The sequence below is a fragment of the Pseudomonas sp. PAMC 29040 genome (assembly GCF_003994535.1).
Taxonomy (GTDB): Bacteria; Pseudomonadota; Gammaproteobacteria; order Pseudomonadales; family Pseudomonadaceae; genus Aquipseudomonas; species Aquipseudomonas paraversuta.
Map to the genome: position 1 here is coordinate 450,759 of NZ_RZAA01000003.1, position 18,299 is coordinate 469,057.

General features: G+C 59.5%; 16 protein-coding genes. 5 read left to right on the forward strand and 11 right to left on the reverse strand.

The window, feature by feature from the left end:
- Positions 1–70: 70 nt before the first annotated feature.
- From WG29040_RS07405 to acnA, 3 genes are all read right to left on the reverse strand, one after another.
- Entirely contained in the window at positions 71–1,636 is a 1,566-nt protein-coding gene (locus WG29040_RS07405; RefSeq protein WP_127195930.1) for a PAS domain-containing methyl-accepting chemotaxis protein, read from the reverse strand.
- Between the two features lie 108 nt (positions 1,637–1,744).
- Positions 1,745–2,536: a CPBP family intramembrane glutamic endopeptidase gene (locus tag WG29040_RS07410; RefSeq protein ID WP_127195931.1), complete on the reverse strand. Its 792-nt coding sequence runs from the start codon at positions 2,534–2,536 to the stop codon at positions 1,745–1,747.
- Between the two features lie 182 nt (positions 2,537–2,718).
- Complete coding sequence (acnA, locus tag WG29040_RS07415) at positions 2,719–5,460, reverse strand: aconitate hydratase AcnA (RefSeq protein WP_003447230.1); 2,742 nt, start codon at positions 5,458–5,460, stop codon at positions 2,719–2,721.
- 215 nt (positions 5,461–5,675) lie between these two features.
- On the opposite strand from acnA, the gene rlmM reads away from it, so the two are divergent.
- Together rlmM and tusA are read left to right on the forward strand one after the other, a co-directional pair.
- A complete protein-coding gene (gene rlmM / locus WG29040_RS07420; protein ID WP_003447232.1) occupies positions 5,676–6,752 on the forward strand; it encodes a 23S rRNA (cytidine(2498)-2'-O)-methyltransferase RlmM in 1,077 nt (358 codons plus the stop codon).
- Between the two features lie 14 nt (positions 6,753–6,766).
- Entirely contained in the window at positions 6,767–7,015 is a 249-nt protein-coding gene (gene tusA, locus WG29040_RS07425) for a sulfurtransferase TusA (protein ID WP_003447233.1), read from the forward strand.
- 45 nt (positions 7,016–7,060) lie between these two features.
- Here tusA and WG29040_RS07430 read toward each other — a convergent pair whose 3' ends face one another.
- A complete protein-coding gene (locus WG29040_RS07430; protein ID WP_127195932.1) occupies positions 7,061–8,458 on the reverse strand; it encodes an MATE family efflux transporter in 1,398 nt (465 codons plus the stop codon).
- Positions 8,459–8,633: 175 nt separating this feature from the next.
- On the opposite strand from WG29040_RS07430, the gene pdxB reads away from it, so the two are divergent.
- Positions 8,634–9,776 (forward strand): 4-phosphoerythronate dehydrogenase PdxB, encoded by a 1,143-nt coding sequence (pdxB, locus tag WG29040_RS07435; protein WP_003447236.1) that lies wholly within the window; start codon positions 8,634–8,636, stop codon positions 9,774–9,776.
- Between the two features lie 140 nt (positions 9,777–9,916).
- Here the strand turns inward: pdxB and WG29040_RS24315 are convergent, their stop codons facing one another.
- Positions 9,917–10,093 carry a PA1571 family protein gene (locus WG29040_RS24315; protein WP_003447239.1) on the reverse strand — a complete coding sequence of 59 codons (177 nt, stop codon included), beginning with the start codon at positions 10,091–10,093 and terminating at the stop codon, positions 9,917–9,919.
- Between the two features lie 229 nt (positions 10,094–10,322).
- Here WG29040_RS24315 and WG29040_RS07440 point away from each other — a divergent pair, with 229 nt between their 5' ends.
- Positions 10,323–12,098: an ABC transporter transmembrane domain-containing protein gene (locus WG29040_RS07440; RefSeq protein ID WP_165439657.1), complete on the forward strand. Its 1,776-nt coding sequence runs from the start codon at positions 10,323–10,325 to the stop codon at positions 12,096–12,098.
- Between the two features lie 67 nt (positions 12,099–12,165).
- Here the strand turns inward: WG29040_RS07440 and WG29040_RS07445 are convergent, their stop codons facing one another.
- On the reverse strand, positions 12,166–12,447 hold the full coding sequence (locus tag WG29040_RS07445) for a pyrimidine/purine nucleoside phosphorylase (RefSeq protein WP_010656155.1): 282 nt from the start codon (positions 12,445–12,447) through the stop codon (positions 12,166–12,168).
- Between the two features lie 79 nt (positions 12,448–12,526).
- Positions 12,527–13,069 (reverse strand): exonuclease domain-containing protein, encoded by a 543-nt coding sequence (locus WG29040_RS07450; protein ID WP_003447245.1) that lies wholly within the window; start codon positions 13,067–13,069, stop codon positions 12,527–12,529.
- A 180-nt stretch (positions 13,070–13,249) separates the two neighbouring features.
- Here WG29040_RS07450 and WG29040_RS07455 point away from each other — a divergent pair, with 180 nt between their 5' ends.
- Positions 13,250–14,068, forward strand: coding sequence for a substrate-binding periplasmic protein (locus WG29040_RS07455; protein WP_369826376.1), 819 nt, complete (start codon positions 13,250–13,252; stop codon positions 14,066–14,068).
- Between the two features lie 45 nt (positions 14,069–14,113).
- Here the strand turns inward: WG29040_RS07455 and WG29040_RS07460 are convergent, their stop codons facing one another.
- The 4 genes from WG29040_RS07460 to dsbD form a co-directional block, all read right to left on the reverse strand.
- Positions 14,114–14,662 carry an RNA polymerase factor sigma-70 gene (locus WG29040_RS07460; RefSeq protein WP_003447249.1) on the reverse strand — a complete coding sequence of 183 codons (549 nt, stop codon included), beginning with the start codon at positions 14,660–14,662 and terminating at the stop codon, positions 14,114–14,116.
- Positions 14,663–14,921: 259 nt separating this feature from the next.
- Complete coding sequence (gene dsbG, locus WG29040_RS07465) at positions 14,922–15,698, reverse strand: thiol:disulfide interchange protein DsbG (RefSeq protein ID WP_003447252.1); 777 nt, start codon at positions 15,696–15,698, stop codon at positions 14,922–14,924.
- Positions 15,677–16,549 carry a TlpA disulfide reductase family protein gene (locus WG29040_RS07470; protein ID WP_003447255.1) on the reverse strand — a complete coding sequence of 291 codons (873 nt, stop codon included), beginning with the start codon at positions 16,547–16,549 and terminating at the stop codon, positions 15,677–15,679. The genes dsbG and WG29040_RS07470 overlap by 22 nt, the downstream gene beginning before the upstream one ends.
- The gene (gene dsbD, locus WG29040_RS07475) at positions 16,550–18,289 is read right to left on the reverse strand and encodes a protein-disulfide reductase DsbD (protein ID WP_127195933.1); all 1,740 of its coding nucleotides are present in this window, start codon (positions 18,287–18,289) and stop codon (positions 16,550–16,552) included.
- Positions 18,290–18,299: the final 10 nt, after the last annotated feature.

An 18,299-nucleotide genomic window follows, 5' to 3' on the forward strand; every position in this document is an offset into this window, starting at 1 on the left:
GAGCTGTTCAATATGCCAGCGAAGAGCTCGCGAGCAAGCTCGCTCCTACAGGTTAAAGGGGGGGCAGTGCTTAACGGTTAAACCGCTCCACCAGCGAATACTGGGTGTTTACCGTCTGGGTCAGCTCTTCGCTCAAGCGCGCCGAATGCTGGGCCTGCTCTGAGGTCTGGTCAGCGAGGTCGGCAATGGTGCTGATGTTGCGGCTGATTTCTTCCGCCACTGCACTTTGTTCCTCGGTGGCTGCCGCGATCTGGGTGGTCATGTCGGTGATATTGGCCACCGCTTCACTGATGCCCACCAGGGCCTTGTCGGCTTCCAGTACCCGGGCCACGCCTTCTTCAGCCTGACGATGCCCGGCATTCATGGTCTGTACGGCAGTGGCCGCAGTCTGCTGCAACTTGGCGATCAGGCCATGAATCTGTCCGGTCGACAGGCTGGTGCGTTGTGCCAGTTGGCGCACTTCGTCAGCCACTACGGCAAAGCCGCGGCCCATTTCACCGGCACGTGCGGCTTCGATGGCCGCGTTCAAGGCCAGCAGGTTGGTCTGGTCGGCAATGCCTTTGATCACGTCAACCACGCCGCCGATTTCATCGCTGTCCTTGGCCAGCTGAGTGACTGTCGCGCCGGTTTCGCCGACCACGATGGACAGGCGTTCAATGGCTTCGCGGGTTTCACCGGCAATATCGCGACCGCGGCTGGTCAGGCGATTGGCTTCTTGAGTGGCGTCAGCCGTGCGCTGTACGTGGCTGGCAACTTCCTGGGTGGTGGCGGCCATCTGATTGACCGCGGTAGCCACTTGTTCGGTCTCCACCCGCTGGCGCTCCAGCCCCTTGGAGCTTTTGTGTGCCAGCTCATCGGATTGACTGGCTTGCCCGCTCAAATGCTCGGCGGTGTCCTGCAGGCGGGTCAGGCAGGTCTTCAGTCGTGCTTCCTGACTCAGAATCGACATTTCCAGGCGCGCTTGCGGGCCGCGGCTGTCGGTGTACATCTGCGCAATCAGCGGGTCCGACGTGGTTTGTTCGGCCAGGCGCAGCAAGCGCTTGATCCCGCGCTGTTGCCAGCTCAGCCCCAGCAACCCCAGCGGAATCGACAACAGGGCCGCCAGGGCAAAGCCCCAACTGGAATTGAGCAGGGCACCAATCATGAAACTCAGTTGGCTGACCAGAATGAACGGCAGCCAGTCCTGCAGCACGGGGATCCATTTATCGCGCTGTGGCACCGCCGACTTGCCGCGATTAAGGCGCGAATACAGGGCTTCGGCACGGCGGATCTGTTCGGCGCTCGGCTTGACCCGAACCGACTCATAGCCCACCACGCGCTCATTCTCGAATACCGGGGTCACGTAGGCGTTGACCCAGTAATGGTCGCCGTTGCGGCAACGGTTTTTCACGATGCCCATCCACGGCGCGCCTTTTTTCAAGGTGCTCCACATGTGTTCAAAGACGGCAGAGGGAACATCCGGATGGCGCACGAGGTTGTGTGGTGCGCGGATCAGATCTTCACGCAAAAACCCGCTGATCTCGACAAAGTCGTCGTTGCAATAGGTGATTACACCTTTGGCATCGGTGGTGGAAATCAACCGTTGCTGAGCGGGGAACGTACGTTCGCGTTGGGTGATGGGCTGGTTATTCCGCATGTCATATCTATCCGCAAGACTTTGACAGGCTGTCGGCATGGCCAGGGATTTGTTTAATTTATATTTCGGCTGCCGGGTGCGGCGAAACGCCCCGGTAGCCGTTGTGTGCTAGATAGCCCGCATCGGGTAGGTAAAAAACACGAAGTGCAGCAGGTTCAGCCCGAAGTGAGTAGCGATTGCCGCACCCAGCCCGCCGAAGCGCCAGGCCAGGCCATAACCAAGGCCGGCAATCCCCGACAGCAGCACCCAATGCCAGCCAGCGGCCATGTGCGCCAGACCGAACAGCAGCGCAGCCATGACCAGGGCCAGAGTCTGGCCATGGGGCAGTTGTTTGAACCAGCGACTCAAGCCGCCCTGGATGTAGCCGCGAAACAGGGCTTCTTCCACCAGGGTCACCAGCAGTAAATTGTTCAGCACCCATATCCAGCCAGAGGTTGGCCATTTGGGGGCCCAGGTAATCATGCCCAGCAGCATGGCGCCGCCCAGAGCCGCAATCGCCACCAGAGTCAGGGCCATCAACGTGGCGGCAAACGAAACCCGCCAGCCGAAGCGTGGCGCAATCCAGGGGCACACCAGCAACAGCCAGAAACCGATCAGCGGCTTGTCCAGATTGAGGTACAGCGAGAAGGGCACGGCGTCCGGTGTCAGCCGCTCAGGGTTGATGGCACGGCCATTATGGAAACCGGGTAACCAGTGCAGGGCCAGCGCCAGGGCGAGCAATACAAACAGCCCGTGACCGGCATAACGCAGCCACTGCTGGCGCTGCTGACGGGCTGCGAGCCCGGCCAGGATCAAGGCAAACAACGGGATAAGGGCCTGGGCGGTCAATTGGCCGTAACTCAGGGCCAGGCAGTAGCCCAGGCTCAGAAATGCCAGATAAGGCCATGGCAGAGCAATCATGAAAATCCTTGTAATTGTTAAAAAAACGCCCCGAATGCAGATCGGGGCGCTGAGGATACATCGCGAGACAAGCTCGCTCCTGCACAAGGTTAACCTATGTCGCGGTATACGATCTCACTGACACAACCCCACCTGCAGGAGCGAGCTTTTCTACGGGACCGGCCAGAGGTAGCCAGAGCGTTTCAGGAGGCAATCAACTGGCGCAATACATAGTGCAGGATCCCGCCTGCCTTGAAGTATTCCACCTCATTCAGGGTGTCGATGCGGCACAGCACTTCGATTTTTTCCTGTTGACCATCCTCGCGGGTGATGACCAGCGTCAGGTTCATCCTTGGCTGCAGTTCGGCATCCGTCAGCCCCAGGATATCCAGGGTTTCCTTGCCGGTGAGTTTCAGGTTCTTGCGATTCTGGTCCAGTTTGAATTGCAGCGGCAGCACGCCCATGCCCACCAGGTTCGAGCGGTGGATGCGTTCAAAACTCTCGGCAATCACCGCTTTGACCCCCAGCAGGTTGGTGCCTTTGGCCGCCCAGTCGCGACTGGAACCGGTGCCGTATTCCTGGCCGGCAATCACCACCAGTGGTGTCCCTGCTGCCTGATAACGCATCGCCGCATCATAGATTGGTAGCTTTTCGCCGCTCGGGATGAAGATCGTATTGCCACCTTCTTCGCCGCCGAGCATTTCGTTGCGAATGCGGATGTTGGCAAAGGTGCCGCGCATCATCACTTCATGGTTACCGCGCCGCGAACCATAGGAGTTGAAGTCCCGCGGTTCGACGCCTTTCTCGCGCAGATAGCGTCCGGCCGGGCTGTCCGCCTTGATATTGCCGGCAGGGGAGATGTGGTCGGTGGTGACCGAGTCGCCAAGCAACGCCAGCACCCGGGCACCCTTGACGTCCTTGATCACCGGTAGCGGGCCGTCGATGTCATCGAAGAAAGGGGGATGCTGGATGTAAGTCGAATCTTTCTGCCAGACATAGGTTGCGGCCTGTGGCACCTCAATGGCCTGCCATTGTTCGTCACCGGCAAACACCTCGGCGTATTCCTTGTGGAACATGGCGGTAGTCACCTGTGCCACGGCATCGGCGATTTCTTTCTGGCTCGGCCAGATATCGCGCAGGTATACCGGTTTGCCGTCTTTACCGGTGCCCAGCGGTTGAGTGCTGATATCAATACGCACGCTGCCGGCCAGGGCGTAGGCGACCACCAGCGGTGGCGAGGCCAGCCAGTTGGTTTTCACCAGAGGGTGCACGCGTCCTTCAAAGTTGCGGTTGCCCGACAACACCGAAGCCACGGTCAGGTCAGACTGGGTGATGGCTTTTTCGATCGGCTCGGGCAACGGCCCGGAGTTGCCGATGCAGGTAGTGCAGCCGTAGCCCACCAGGGCGAAGCCCAACTGGTCGAGGTACTGGGTCAGGCCTGCGGCCTTGTAGTAGTCAGTCACCACCTTGGAGCCGGGCGCCAGGGAAGTTTTCACCCACGGCTGGCTTTTCAGGCCTTTTTCAACGGCTTTTTTGGCCACCAGCCCGGCAGCCATCATCACACTCGGGTTGGAGGTGTTGGTGCAGGAGGTAATGGCCGCGATCACCACCGCGCCGTTTTTCAGGCGATAGGTCTGACCTTCAACGCTGTAGTCCACTTCACCGATCAAGTCGGCATTGCCCACGGCCACGCCACCACCGCCTTCACTTTCAAGGCGGCCTTCTTCTTTATTGGCCGGTTTGAATTGTAGGCTCATAAACTCGTCAAAAGCTTGGCTGACATTGGGCAGCGAAACCCGGTCTTGGGGGCGCTTTGGCCCGGCCAGGCTGGCTTCGACGCTGCCCATGTCCAGTGCCAGGGTTTCGCTGAAGACCGGCTCTTGGCCCGGCAAGCGCCACAGTCCCTGGGCTTTGCAGTAGGCCTCGACCAGTTTCACGGCGGCCTCGGGGCGCCCGGACAGGCGTAGATAGTCCAGGGTGATTTGATCGACCGGGAAAAACCCGCAGGTGGCGCCATATTCCGGTGCCATGTTGGCAATGGTGGCGCGGTCAGCCAGGGGCAGATCCGCCAGTCCATCGCCGAAAAACTCGACGAACTTGCCGACAACCCCCTTGCTGCGCAGCATTTGCGTCACCGTCAGCACCAGGTCGGTGGCGGTGATGCCTTCTTTGAGTTTGCCGCTGAGTTTGAAACCCACCACTTCCGGGATCAGCATCGAAACCGGCTGGCCGAGCATCGCGGCTTCGGCTTCAATCCCGCCCACGCCCCAGCCCAGTACACCCAGGCCATTGATCATGGTGGTGTGGGAGTCGGTACCGACCAGGGTGTCCGGGAACGCATAAGTGCGGCCGTCTTCGTCCTTGGTCCAGACTGTCCGTCCCAGGTACTCCAGGTTCACCTGATGGCAAATCCCGGTGCCGGGCGGTACCACGCTGAAATTGTCGAAGGCATCCTGGCCCCAGCGCAGGAACGCATAACGTTCGCCGTTGCGCTCCATCTCAATATCAACGTTTTGTTCAAAGGCACTGGGGCTGGCAAATTTGTCGACCATTACCGAGTGGTCAATCACCAGGTCTACCGGGGACAGCGGATTGATTCGCTGTGGATCGCCTCCGGCCCTGGCCATCGCCGCACGCATGGCGGCCAGGTCGACCACCGCCGGCACGCCGGTAAAGTCCTGCATCAACACCCGGGCCGGGCGGTACTGGATTTCCCGGTCGCTGCGCCGCGCCTTGAGCCAGGCGGCCAGTGCCTTGAGATCCGGTTCGGTGACGGTCTTGCCGTCTTCCCAGCGCAGCAGGTTCTCCAGCAGCACTTTGAGCGACATGGGCAGCTGGCTTAAATCCCCCAGTGACTTGGCGGCAAGCGGCAGGCTGAAATAGTGATAAGTCTTATCGTCGACTTTTAGTGTGGCGAGGGTGTTCAGGCTATCAAGGGAGGACATGAAATGACTCCTTTTGATCCGCACGGTACGGATCGTGTGGAACGAACAGAGCTTCTAACGTAGCCCTGAATCATTGATCTGGCTAATAACTGGACTGTCTATAAGGGTTCAAGGTTCCGAACTCAGTTATCATGCTGGCCTTTTCGTGACAGTCCTTGCTCCAAATCAAGGATGCGCAGCCGGCCAATTCCCGCCTGCTGCCCAGGAGTAATTCAATGAACACCGTTTTTATGCACTGCCGGCCCGGTTTTGAGGGAGAAGTCTGCTCCGAAATCGCCGAGCATGCTGCCCGCCTCAATGTCTCTGGTTATGCCAAGGCCAAGCCGAGCAGTGCCTGTGCCGAATTTGTCTGTACCGAAGAAGGCGGCGCCGAACGCCTGATGCGCGGTTTGCGTTTTGCCGAACTGATTTTCCCGCGTCAATGGGCCCGGGGCGGTTTTATCGAACTGCCGGAAACCGACCGCATCAGCGTGATTCTCGGGCACATGGCCGACTTTCCGGTCTGTGGCAGCCTGTGGCTGGAAATGGTCGATACCAATGACGGCAAGGAGCTGTCCAACTTCTGCAAGAAGTTCGATGCTCACCTGCGCAAAGCCCTGATCAAGGCCGGCAAGCTGGTGGAGGACGATGAGCAGAAGCCGCGGCTGCTGTTGACCGTTAAAAGTGGACGCGAACTGTTCCTTGGTCTGGCCGAGTCGAACAACTGTGCCATGTGGCCCATGGGCATCCCGCGGTTGAAATTTCCCCGTGAAGCGCCTAGTCGTTCGACCCTCAAGCTGGAAGAAGCCTGGCACCACTTCATCCCCCGCGACCAGTGGGATGAGCGCCTGCACAGTGACATGACCGGGGTTGACCTTGGCGCAGCACCCGGCGGCTGGACCTGGCAGTTGGTCAATCGCGGCATGATCGTCACCGCCATCGACAACGGCCCGATGGCAGAAAGCCTGATGGACACCGGACTGGTGCAGCACTTGATGGCGGATGGGTTCACCTTCAAGCCCAGGCAGCCGGTGGACTGGATGGTCTGCGATATCGTGGAAAAGCCTGCGCGTAATGCGGCGATGCTCGAAGAGTGGATCGGAGAAGGTCATTGCCGCGAAGCGGTGGTCAACTTGAAATTGCCGATGAAACAGCGTTATGCCGAAGTGCGGCGTTTGCTTGATCGCATTGCTGACGGTTTCAAGGAGCGCGGTATCCAGGTCGAAATCGGCTGCAAGCAGCTGTACCACGACCGCGAAGAAGTGACCTGCCATTTGCGTCGACTGGACGTGAAAAAAACCAAATCCCGTTGATTCAGGAGTAACTGATGAGTTTTGCTGATTTGCCGGTTGACGGCACTCTGGACGCTACCGGCCTTAACTGTCCAGAACCGGTGATGATGCTGCACCAGCACATTCGTGACCTGGTACCGGGCGGTTTGCTGAAAGTCATCGCCACCGATCCCTCGACCCGGCGTGACATCCCCAAGTTCTGCGTGTTTCTCGACCACGAACTGGTAGGGCAGCAGGAAGAGGCGGGCAAGTACCTGTACTGGATTCGCAAGAAGCAGGACTGAGCAAGATCCTGCAGGAGCGAGCTTGCTCGCTCCTGCAGTGTGGGTCTATGCCATGCGAATCCGCTCTTTGGCGCTGCGGGTCAGGCGTACGCTGAGCATCAGCGCCGCGCAGGTCAGGCCCACAATCAGGCCCTGCCACAGCCCGCTGGGGCCATTGGCCGGGCCGAACCAGTCGGTCAGGCCCAGCGCATAGCCCACCGGCAAACCAATCCCCCAATACGCGAACAGGGTCAGGATCATCGTCACCCGCGTGTCCTGATAGCCGCGCAATGCGCCCGCCGCAGTCACCTGAATCACATCCGAAAACTGATACAGGGCGGCAAACATCAACAGCATGGTCGCCACCTCGATCACCAGCGGATCGGCCGTGTAGACGGTGGCAATCTGCTCGCGCAACAACAGGATCAGACTGGCAGAGATGCCCGCCCATACCAGCGCAGTGCCCATGCCGACCCCGGCGACGAAACGTGCTTCGCGCGGTTGCTGGCGCCCCAGTGCCTGGCCCACGCGGACGGTGATTGCCATGCCCAGGGAGTAGGGGATCATAAACACCAGCGAGCTGAAGTTCAGAGCGATTTGATGGCCTGCCACCACCGTTGCCCCCAAGCTGCCGATCAACAGGGCAATCACCGCAAAAATGCTCGACTCGGCAAATACTGCAATGCCGATCGGTAGCCCCACACTCAGCAAACGCTTGATGACTGCCCATTGCGGCCATTCAAAACGGCTGTATACCCGGCTCGACTGGTAGATCGCACCACGCCAGGTCCAGGCCACCATGCCCAGGGCCATAAACCACATTACAATGGCCGTCGCCCAGCCACAGCCCACGCCACCCATGGCCGGGACCCCAAAGTGCCCATAAATGAACACGTAGTTGATGGGGATGTTCAGCGCCAGGGCACACAACCCCAGCACCATGCTTGGCCGCGTACGGCCCAGGCCATCACTGAAGTTACGCAGCACGCAATACAGCCCCACCGCCGGCATGCCGCTGGCGATCCCGTGCAAATAGCCCATGCAGGGTTCAATCAGGTCCGGGGCGACTTTCATCAGATGTAACAGCGGCTCTGCACCCAGCAGGATAAATGTCGCGCACAGCCCGGTAATCAGCGCCAGCCACAGGGCCTGGCGCACGATCGGGCCGATCTCCCGGTGATTGTTGGCGCCAAAGCGCTGGGCAACCTTGGGCGTGGTGGCCAGCAGGATGCCAGACATCAACAGAAACACCGGTATCCAGATCGAATTGCCCAGGGCCACGGCCGCCAGGTCCCGAGGCCCGACGCGTCCGGCCATGACGGCATCGACAAAACCCATGGCCGTGGTGGCCACTTGGGAAATGATGATCGGAAACGCCAGCGCCAATAGCGCCCGCACTTCCGTGCGAACCCGGGCCGGGCGGCTGACAGGGGCGGCAGGGGTGTTATCAGTGACAGAGTTCACAAGCGTGCATCCACAGTGTTTAACGCGCAAAGCCGGCGATTGTACGCCTGCCCCGGAGCTCGGCAAACCTTGAGTTGTAGGGGCTTTGTAAGCGCGATTGAAAGTGCTTGGCACAGCTTGCTGGCCCATTGATGACTACAACGCCTACACTGCCACTCCGCCAAAGGAGCCTGCCATGTTGATTGTTGCTGACGAAAATATTCCGCTGATCGAAGAGTTCTTTGCCGGCTTCGGTGAAATACGCCGTCTGCCGGGACGCCAGATCACGCGTGCAGACGTGCATGCTGCGGATGTGTTGCTGGTGCGCTCGGTGACCAGGGTCGATCGCGACTTGCTGGAAGGCAGTGCGGTACGTTTTGTCGGTACCTGCACCATTGGCACCGACCATTTTGATCTCGATTACTTTGAACAGGCAGGTATTGCGTGGTCCAGTGCCCCGGGCTGCAATGCCCGCGGCGTGGTGGACTACGTGCTCGGCAGCCTGCTGACCCTGGCCGAAATCGAAGGTGTCGATCTTATTCAGCGCACCTACGGGGTTATTGGCGCCGGGCAGGTGGGCGGGCGTCTGGTCGATGTGTTGCGGGCACTGGGCCTCAAGGTACTGGTCTGCGATCCACCGCGCCAGGCGGCTGAAGGTGGCGACTACGTCAGCCTTGAACACATCATCGAGCACTGCGATGTGCTCAGTTTGCATACTCCGTTAAGCACCAGCGGCAGCTTCCCGACCCGGCATTTGCTTGACCGCCAGCGCCTGGACCGGCTCAAGCCGGGGACCTGGCTGATCAACGCCAGTCGCGGTCCGGTGCTCGACAATAAGGCGCTGCGCGAAGTCCTGACCCGGCGCGATGACCTGCAGGCAGTGCTCGATGTGTGGGAGCACGAGCCTGAGGTGGATCTGCAACTGGCGGACATGTGTGTGCTGGCGACGCCTCATATCGCCGGCTACAGCCTGGATGGCAAGCAGCGGGGCACGGCGCAGATCTATCAGGCACTGTGCGACTTCCTCGGGCAGCCGGCTGTGGTCAGCCTGTCAGACTTGTTGCCGGCACCCTGGCTGGCGAGGGTCGCACTGAGTGCCAATACTGATCCGGGCTGGGCCCTGGCCATGCTGTGTCGGGGTGTCTATGACCCGCGTCGCGATGATGCGGACTTTCGCCGCAGCCTGATCGGCAGCGTCGAAGAGCAGAAGCTGGCGTTTGACGGATTACGCAAAAACTATCCGGTACGTCGTGAGATAGAAGGCCTGGAGGTGCATGTCGAGGGCGAGTCGGTGGCCTTGAAGCAATTGGTCAAGGCGCTGGGCGGGGTGTTGGTTTAAGCACCGGGCACAAAAAAACGGCCCTTTCAGCGGGGCCGTTGTATGTTCTGAGCGCTGTTGCAGGAGTGGGCCGCGCGACGCATGGAACCCGGTTAAACCCCGTCGCCTGCATCGCGGGCAAGCCGCGCTCCCGCCGAGGATCAGTCTTTGTGCACAGGTTTGACCAGACGCAGCTCCAGTTCGTGGCAGGCGTCCTGAATCATCTCTTCAGTGATCGAAATTTCCTGGCCATTTTCATCGATAATGGCGCACCCCAGTGATTGCTTGGCTTGCGTACGAATCACTGGAACCGCTTGAGCATTGTGTTGCAAATCCATGGCCTGTCTCCTCATCAGGGTGTCTCGCTACTTTAGGTCCGTTTAGTGACCAAGCTGTGACATGGCTTGGCGACGGACCCAGTCCAACAGAAATATCCTGAAACTTCCACCCTCACTTTAGAACGATAATGCCTATGGCTTGTTGTCTCAGGTCATATTCAAAACGATTGAGAAAGGTTTAGCTCTGCGCAGCTGACTTCGTTGTAGGCTGTTTCACGCTTTCTTCTGGATGCCTTCCATGCTTTCTTCGCGTCAACGCCGGGCCATTCGCTTGGCCGCCCATTTTGTAGCGCCTTATCGTTGGCAGGCGGTGGGTGCCTTGCTGGCCCTGATCGTCACTGCGGGTGTCACCCTTTCGATGGGGCAGGGCATTCGTCTGCTGGTCGACAAAGGCTTCATGACCCAGTCGCCACACTTGCTCAACCAGTCCATCGGTTATTTTCTGCTGCTGGTGCTGGCTTTGTCGGTGGGTACATTTGTGCGCTTCTATCTGGTGTCCTGGATTGGTGAACGGGTGGTGGCTGATATCCGGCGACAGGTGTTCAACCACCTGATCGGCCTGCATCCGGGCTTTTATGAGAACAATCGCAGTTCGGAAATCCAGTCGCGGCTGACCACTGACACCACGCTGTTGCAATCGGTGATCGGGTCGTCCTTGTCCCTGTTCCTGCGCAACAGCCTGATGGTGATAGGTGGTGTGATCCTGCTGTTTATCACCAATCCCAAACTCACCAGCATCGTGGTGGTCGCGCTGCCACTGGTACTGGTGCCGATCCTGTTCTTTGGCCGCCGCGTGCGTACCTTGTCGCGCCAGAGCCAGGATCGTATCGCCGATGTCGGCAGCTACGTGGCCGAAGCCCTGGGCCAGATCAAAACGGTCCAGGCTTACAACCACCAACAGCAGGATCAACAGCGCTTTGCCAGCACCGTCGAAAATGCATTTGCCACCGCCCGCAAACGCATCCTGCAGCGCTCATGGCTGATTACCCTGGTGATCCTGCTGGTGCTGGGGGCGGTCGGCGTGATGCTGTGGGTCGGCGGCATGGACGTGATCGCGGGGCGCATTACCGGCGGCGAGCTGGCGGCATTCGTGTTTTACAGCCTGATCGTCGGCAGTGCCTTTGGCACCCTGAGCGAGGTGATCGGCGAGCTGCAACAGGCTGCGGGAGCAGCTGAGCGAATTGCCGAGCTGCTGCAATCGAAAAGCCTGATCATGGCGCCGAGCAGCGATTTGCTGGTATTGCCCCGGCGGGTGGCCGGTAACTTGCAGCTTGAGAACCTGTACTTTTCTTATCCGTCACGGCCTGAAAGCTATGCCATTGAAGGGCTGAGCCTAACGATCAATGCGGGCGAAACCCTGGCTCTGGTGGGGCCATCGGGGGCAGGCAAGTCGACGTTGTTCGATTTGCTGCTGCGTTTTTACGATCCCCAGGCGGGCCAGGTCCTGCTCGAAGGTCTGCCCATTACCCGGCTGGACCCCCACGACCTGCGCCGTTGCTTTGCACTGGTGGCGCAAACCCCGGCCCTGTTTTTCGGCACCATTGAAGACAACATCCGCTATGGCAATGCCCTGGCTACCGACGCCCAGGTCGAAGCCGCGGCACGGATTGCCCATGCCCACGATTTCATACAGCAAATGCCCGAGGGTTATAAAACCCATCTGGGAGATGGCGGTCTGGGCTTGTCTGGCGGGCAGCGTCAACGGTTGGCCATTGCCCGGGCGCTGCTGGTGGATGCGCCGATTCTGCTACTGGATGAGGCCACCAGTGCCCTCGATGCGCAAAGTGAGCACTTGATCCAGCAAGCCCTGCCGAGCCTGATGCAAGGCCGCACCACGCTGGTCATCGCCCACCGCCTGGCCACCGTACAAAATGCCGACCGGATTGCGGTGATGGATCAGGGCAAGCTGGTGGCGATAGGTACCCACGCGCAATTGATCGCCAGCAACCCGCTGTATGCGCGGCTGGCGGCGTTGCAGTTCAATGTGGATATGGGCACGCAATGACGTGTAGGAGCGAGCTTGCTCGCGAGCTCTTTAAACAGCTCGCGAGCAAGCTCGCTCCTACAGATTTTTAGCGGTATTCACACAGGTAAGCAGTCTCAACCACGACCTTGAGCTGGAACTTGCTGTTGGCCGGTACGTTGAACTGGCTGCCGGTGGCGAAAGTCTGCCACTGCTCGCTGCCTGGCAGTTTGACGCTCAACTCGCCCGATACCACGTGCATGATTTCGCGCTCGGCGGTGCCGAACTCGTATTCACCCGGGGCCATGACGCCAATGGTGGCTTTGCCTTCGGCTTGTGCGAAGGCAATCGACTTGACGGTACCGTCGAAGTATTCGTTGACTTTAAACATGGCGATTCCTCGGAATGGGCTAAAAAGGGCTGGCCAGTATGCAGAAGCCGTTTTATCCCGTCACGCCATTTTATGGCCGCTAAACCTTGAGGATCAGCGGCAACAGGCGGGCAGTGTTACGGGCATCTTCCAGTGCCCGATGCTGCTGCCCGTTGAACTGCATGCCTGCCAGTTGCAGGGCACTGTTAAGCCCCGGCGCACTCTTTAGCTGGCGGGCCTGGGCAAATTGCTGCTTGAGGTTCATGTGTGGCAAACGAGCCAGCGCACTGTCGAGTTTTTTCTGCTGCCATTCCTGCTCCAGCTGCTTGCGGTCGTAGTCACCCCAGCTGGCCCAGCCTTCAAGTTTGGGCAGGTGCTGGCCGAGCCAGCGCTCGAACTGCTCCCAGACCTGCGGCAGCGGAGCCCCGGCATCAATATTGGCCTGGGTGATACGGGTCAGATGACGGCAAAAAGGGGTCAGCAGCGGACGCCGTTGCGGGCGGATAAAGCGCTGGAAGTGGTCCACCTCCCGCCCGGCTCGAGTGACTACACTGGCGCCGATTTCAATGACTTCCATTTCTTCTATCGGCCAGCCGCCATCATCGGTAGTCGCTTCCAGGTCAATAACCAGCCAGTGAGGCATGTGCAGCTTCCTTAAACAGCATCGGCGTTGAGAAGGGGAGCGTAGCTAAAGCAGCGCAAATTTGTAGTGGGCCGGTCCGGCTCTTGCTTGATAACCTGTGCACCCTTAAATTACGCGCACGCATGATGTCAGGTTGTGCGCAGATCAATAAGTTCCAGTGATGGGCTCGACCAGGGGTGCATGGCTTTGAAGTGTTTGCCAGTGTGGATGGTCCATTGTGCAGTGCTGTCCTTGGGCACATTTTTTCTGACACCCGCCTGGGCTGTCCAGGAAGTCAGAGTGGGGGCGGCCCATTTTCCGCCCTATACCGTGCGCCCGGAAATCGGCGTCGATACCGGCCTGTTGCCGCAACTGCTCGACGCCCTGAATCAATTGCAGGGGGACTACCACTTCGTCATCGTCCCTACCTCCAATGCTCGGCGCTACCGTGAGTTCGAGCAGGGGCGCATGGACATGGTGCTATTCGAAAACCCGACCTGGGGCTGGAATACCATTGCGCATAATCCGGTAGACATGGGGCTGGAAGATGTCGAAGTGTTTGTCGCCAAGCGCCAGCCAGGCCGTGGGCAAACCTATTTTGGCGACCTGGCCAACAAGCGGCTCGCGCTCTTTAACGGCTATCACTATGCCTTTGCCGGATTCAATACTTCGCCCAAGGCCCTGACTGAAAAATTCCACGCCAGCCTGACTTACTCCCACGCCAGCAATTTACAGATGGTCCTGCGCGGGCGGGCAGATATCGCGCTGATTACCCGTTCCCATCTCATCGACCTGCTGAACAAGAATCCGCAGATTGAACCAACGGTGCTGGTGTCCGACCGGGTCGACTATATCTACCATCACTACGCATTATTGAGTCCCCGGGCGCCGATCCAGGGTGCGCAGTTGGCGAAGATGCTGCAGGCGCTGCGTGACAACGGCCAGTTTGCCTCGATCTTCGCGCCTTATAAAATTGCCCAAGTACCCGCGCAAATACCCGGGGCCCAGGCCGTACCCTAGGGGCGCCGGGTATTTGCCGGAGCGAGTTGCTGCAGGTGGGGGGGCTCAGTGTCTGGCAAAGATATCCGGCTGGGTTCCCGACACTTTTCGGCAATGCACCAGCGCATCCCGAATCATGAAGTTCACCAGGGTCGGTGATACTCCCAATTCCTTGGCGATATCTTTTTGCTGCACGCCGTGCAGGCGATACATCTCGAAGGCATAACGGGTTCGGCTCGGCAGTTCGGTCAGGGCGACCGCGATGTGCTCCAGCGTCGAAAAATTGATGTGCGAGGTTTCTGGAGACGCGCCGTGAATGACCACATTCAAACCTTCCTCTTCAGTTCCCGAATACTTCTGTTCGAGCGCCTGCTTGCGGTAGTGGTCAATCGCCAGGTTGCGCACGATCTGGAACAAGTAACTCAGTTGCGCCTTGAATGATGAAGTGATCTGCGGCGCAGACTGCAAGCGGAAGAAAGCGTCCTGCACCACATCTTCAGCCCTGGATCGGCAGCCGGTGATACGAGCTGCGATTTTGACCAGGATCAGCCGGTTATCAACGAAGGCTTGGAGTAGGGGTGAGTCGCACCTGCTTGTGGACACTTGTTCCGTCATGGAGATCACCTGTTGCGAGTGAATGAGTGCAGGGCTCGGTAAGCGTCCTACACAGCTCGCAACAAATTAGGCTGAATGATAATTATTGTCAATTGAGAAAGAGAATTAATGGCGCTTGAAATGGAGGATTGAGAGGTTGTTCACATCGCCCGGCAGTGCCTCTAAAACGCCACTATTGGCCGGTCCCATGATCTGTCCGGCACAACCGTTCTCAAGGCAAATCTGCAGGAGCGAGCTTGCTCCTGCAGGCATTGCGGGGTTATTTGGGACCGAGGATTTTCACCAGTTTGTCCGGTGACGGTGCGCCTTGCTGTTGTTGCAGGTTGCCTTGTTCGTCGAGGTAGAAAATCGCCGGGGTGGCCGACACATCGAGGTCAGTCATCAACTGTGCATTGGCATCCAGCTTGGCTTGAACGTCAGCCGGGATCTTGGTCAGGGGCTTGAGCTTGCTGGCCTTGCCGGCTTGCTCATGTTCGTGCAGGGCCTGCTGCGGGTCTTTGGCGGCCAGCAACGCAGCAGATTTTGCCGGGCTGTCTTCGCGGATGATGCCGACCATGATATGGCGCAGCTGTACCTTGCCCGACTCTACCCATGGACGGGCCTGTTCCCAGAACATGTTGCAGTACGGGCAGTTCGGGTCGCTGAACAGGTAAACGATGCGCGGTGCATCTTTCTTGCCGTCGGCAATCCAGTTGCTCTTTTCCATATTGGCCCAGACCTGCTTGGCCATCGGCTCGTACACCAGCTTTTGCAGCGGTGCCAGGCTCAGGTCCTTGCCATCAGCGTCATACAGATTGCCCACCAGCACGTTTTTGCCATCCGGGGTCAGATACAGGGCCATGCCACGGTTCTGGTACTGGGCGGCATAGCCACGCATGCCGCTGGGCGCATCGAAACTGCCAATGATTTTTGCACCTTTGGCTTCAATCTTCTTGATCGGCGCCGGCCACTCTTCAGCGTGCACCAGCGACGATTGCAGCAGGGCGGCGCCCAGCAGGGTGGTTATGCTCAGGTTTAGCAGTTTGCGGTTAAACATTTTTGCAGATTCCTAGCAGGGTCGGCCTGGTGGGCCGACATTGAATTGTTCTGGTCGAAGCTTTCCAGCGCACGGGCCAGGCTGGCTTCGGACAGCTCGCCCAGATGACTGCCCAGCAGGCGGCCTTCAGGACTGTAGAACAGGGTAGTGGGCAGGGCCATCGAACCCACTTTTTGTGCCAGTTGGCCGCCGCTGTCGAACAGCACGTTGCTGAGGTTCAGACCTTGGGTTTCAAGGAAGGTGCTGACGCTCTGCATGCTCTCGCCCTGATTGACGAACAGGAAGGTCACGTCCTGGTGTTGATGCTGAGCGTTTTGCAGCACCGGCATTTCCCGGCGGCAAGGCGGACACCAGGTGGCCCACAGGTTGATGACCAGCGGGCCGCCCTGATAACTGCTCAGTTGCACCGATTCGCCACTGGCATTGCGCAACACCAGTTCGGGCATGCGTGTGCCTTGTTCGTAGAGGCTGGACGAGAACGTGGCCAGCAGCCAGAACGCCAGGCCAGTACCCAGCCCCCAGCCCAGAGGGCGCCGCAGCCCCTGGCGGCGCCAGCCCCAGATCACTGCGCCGATCACCACCGCCAATAACCCCGGCCACAACACAAAACCACCGTCGCGCAGGTCGAGAATCTGCAGCAGGTCCTTCTGGAAGTAGCGCCAGTAGCTGATCACAAAGCCGATGCGGGCCACCAGCAAACCCAGCAAGAACAGGCTGAACAACACTGACTCAGGGTTTTCGCCACCGCGTTTGGCCACCCGCCAACCCACCAGCGTCGCCAGGGCGAGGGCCAGTATCAGCAGTAAGTGGTTGATGGCCAGGGCAAATGAACCAATGGTCAGAGTGAGCATTTAGAGGAGTTCCCGAGTGGCATTCCAGTTATTCAAAAAGGTCTCGGCGTTGACTTCGCCGGTGATGCGTTGCCCACGTCGCTCTGCACCGTCGGGGCCGATCCAGATGAAGCTGGGAGGCCCGGGGACTTGATAGCGGCTGAGCAATTCGCGGCTGGCGACATTATCGGCGGTCACATCAAGACGCAACAGGCGCACGCCCTCTAGCGCCTGCATCACCTGAGGCTTGGCAAAGACCTGTTTTTCCATGACTTTGCAGGACACACACCAGTCGGCGTAGTAATCGAACAACACCCATTGCCCTTGTTCCTTGGCACTGGCCAGTTCGCGCTCGAGGCTGGCGGGGTCCTTGATGGTGATGAAGGCATCATGGGCAGTCGTGGCGCTGCTGCCGGCGACTGTTTTGGCGGTATACACCTGCAACGGTTGCCACAGATCGGAACCGCCACCGGCTGCTCCCACCAGTAGCAGGCTGCCCCACAGACCGGCCAGCAGACTGAGCGGGCTGAACAGCATTCTGGCGCGCAGGAAGGTCTGCGCCTGTTGCCACAGGCTGCACGCCACCAGAACCAGCAACACGCCCCACAAGCCGACCCACAGGGATTCGTCGAGCACCGGGCGGACCAGCAGCAGGGCCGTGCCCAGGAACAGGAAGCCGAACAGGCCTTTCATCATGTTCATCCAGGCCCCAGGCTTGGGCAGGAAGCGGCTGCCGACGGTGACCAGCAGCAACAGTGGAACGCCGATGCCGAGCCCCATCACAAACAGCACCAGGCCACCTTGCACGGCATTGCCGCTTTGCGCGATATACAGCAGGGCGCCGGCCAGCGGGGCGGTCATGCACGGGCCGACCAGCAAGCCGGACAGCGCGCCAAGAATGCCCGCACCCAGCAGGCTCCCGCCTTTACGCCCGCGGCCGGCGGTTTCCAGCCGGTCACGCAGCGCTGCGGGCAATTGCAGTTCGAAGAAGCCAAACATTGGCAGCGACAGCACCACGAACAGGGCGGCAAAGCTGCCCAGTAACCAGGGTTGTTGCAGCAGTGATTGCAAGTTGGCGCCCAGCAGTGCGGCCAGCACGCCCAGCCCGGCATATACCAGCGCCATGCTGATGACGTAACTGCCTGCCACTGCAAAGCCGCGTCCGGCGCTGGCGCCGCTGCCCACCACCAGTCCGGCCAGAATCGGCAGCATCGGCAGCGAGCACGGAGTAAAGGCCAGCAACAGGCCCAAACCGAAGAACAGCAGCAAGCTCCAGCCCAGCGAGCTCTGTTGCAAGCTGGCGGCCAGGGACTGGTCCTGAGCCTGGCCTTGCGCTGCAACCGGTGCAGTGCCGCCCAGGTCCACTGTCTGGCTCTGCGGCGGGTAGCACAGGCCGGCATCGGCACAGCCTTGCCAGCTGACTTTGACCTGGCCGCTGGCACCTGCCGGAATCAGCAATTCAAGGCTGTCGCGATAGACCTGGGTCTCGCCAAAAAACTCGTCGCTGTGTTCCTGCCCTTGTGGCAGCGCAGGCTTGTGCGCTTCGTCCAGGCCGTCAAACTTCAAGCGCTTTTGATACAGGTAATAGGTGTCGGCGACCTTCCAGTGCAGGCGGGTTTCGCCGGACGGCATGGCTTCAGAGCTGAACTCGAAGGCTTTATTGGCAGGCAGGAAGTCGGGCTGTGCGAAAGGATCGTCCGTGCCCTTGGCTTGAGCCAGACCGGCGAAACACACCAGCAACAAAGTCATCAACAAACGCATCTTTAAAACC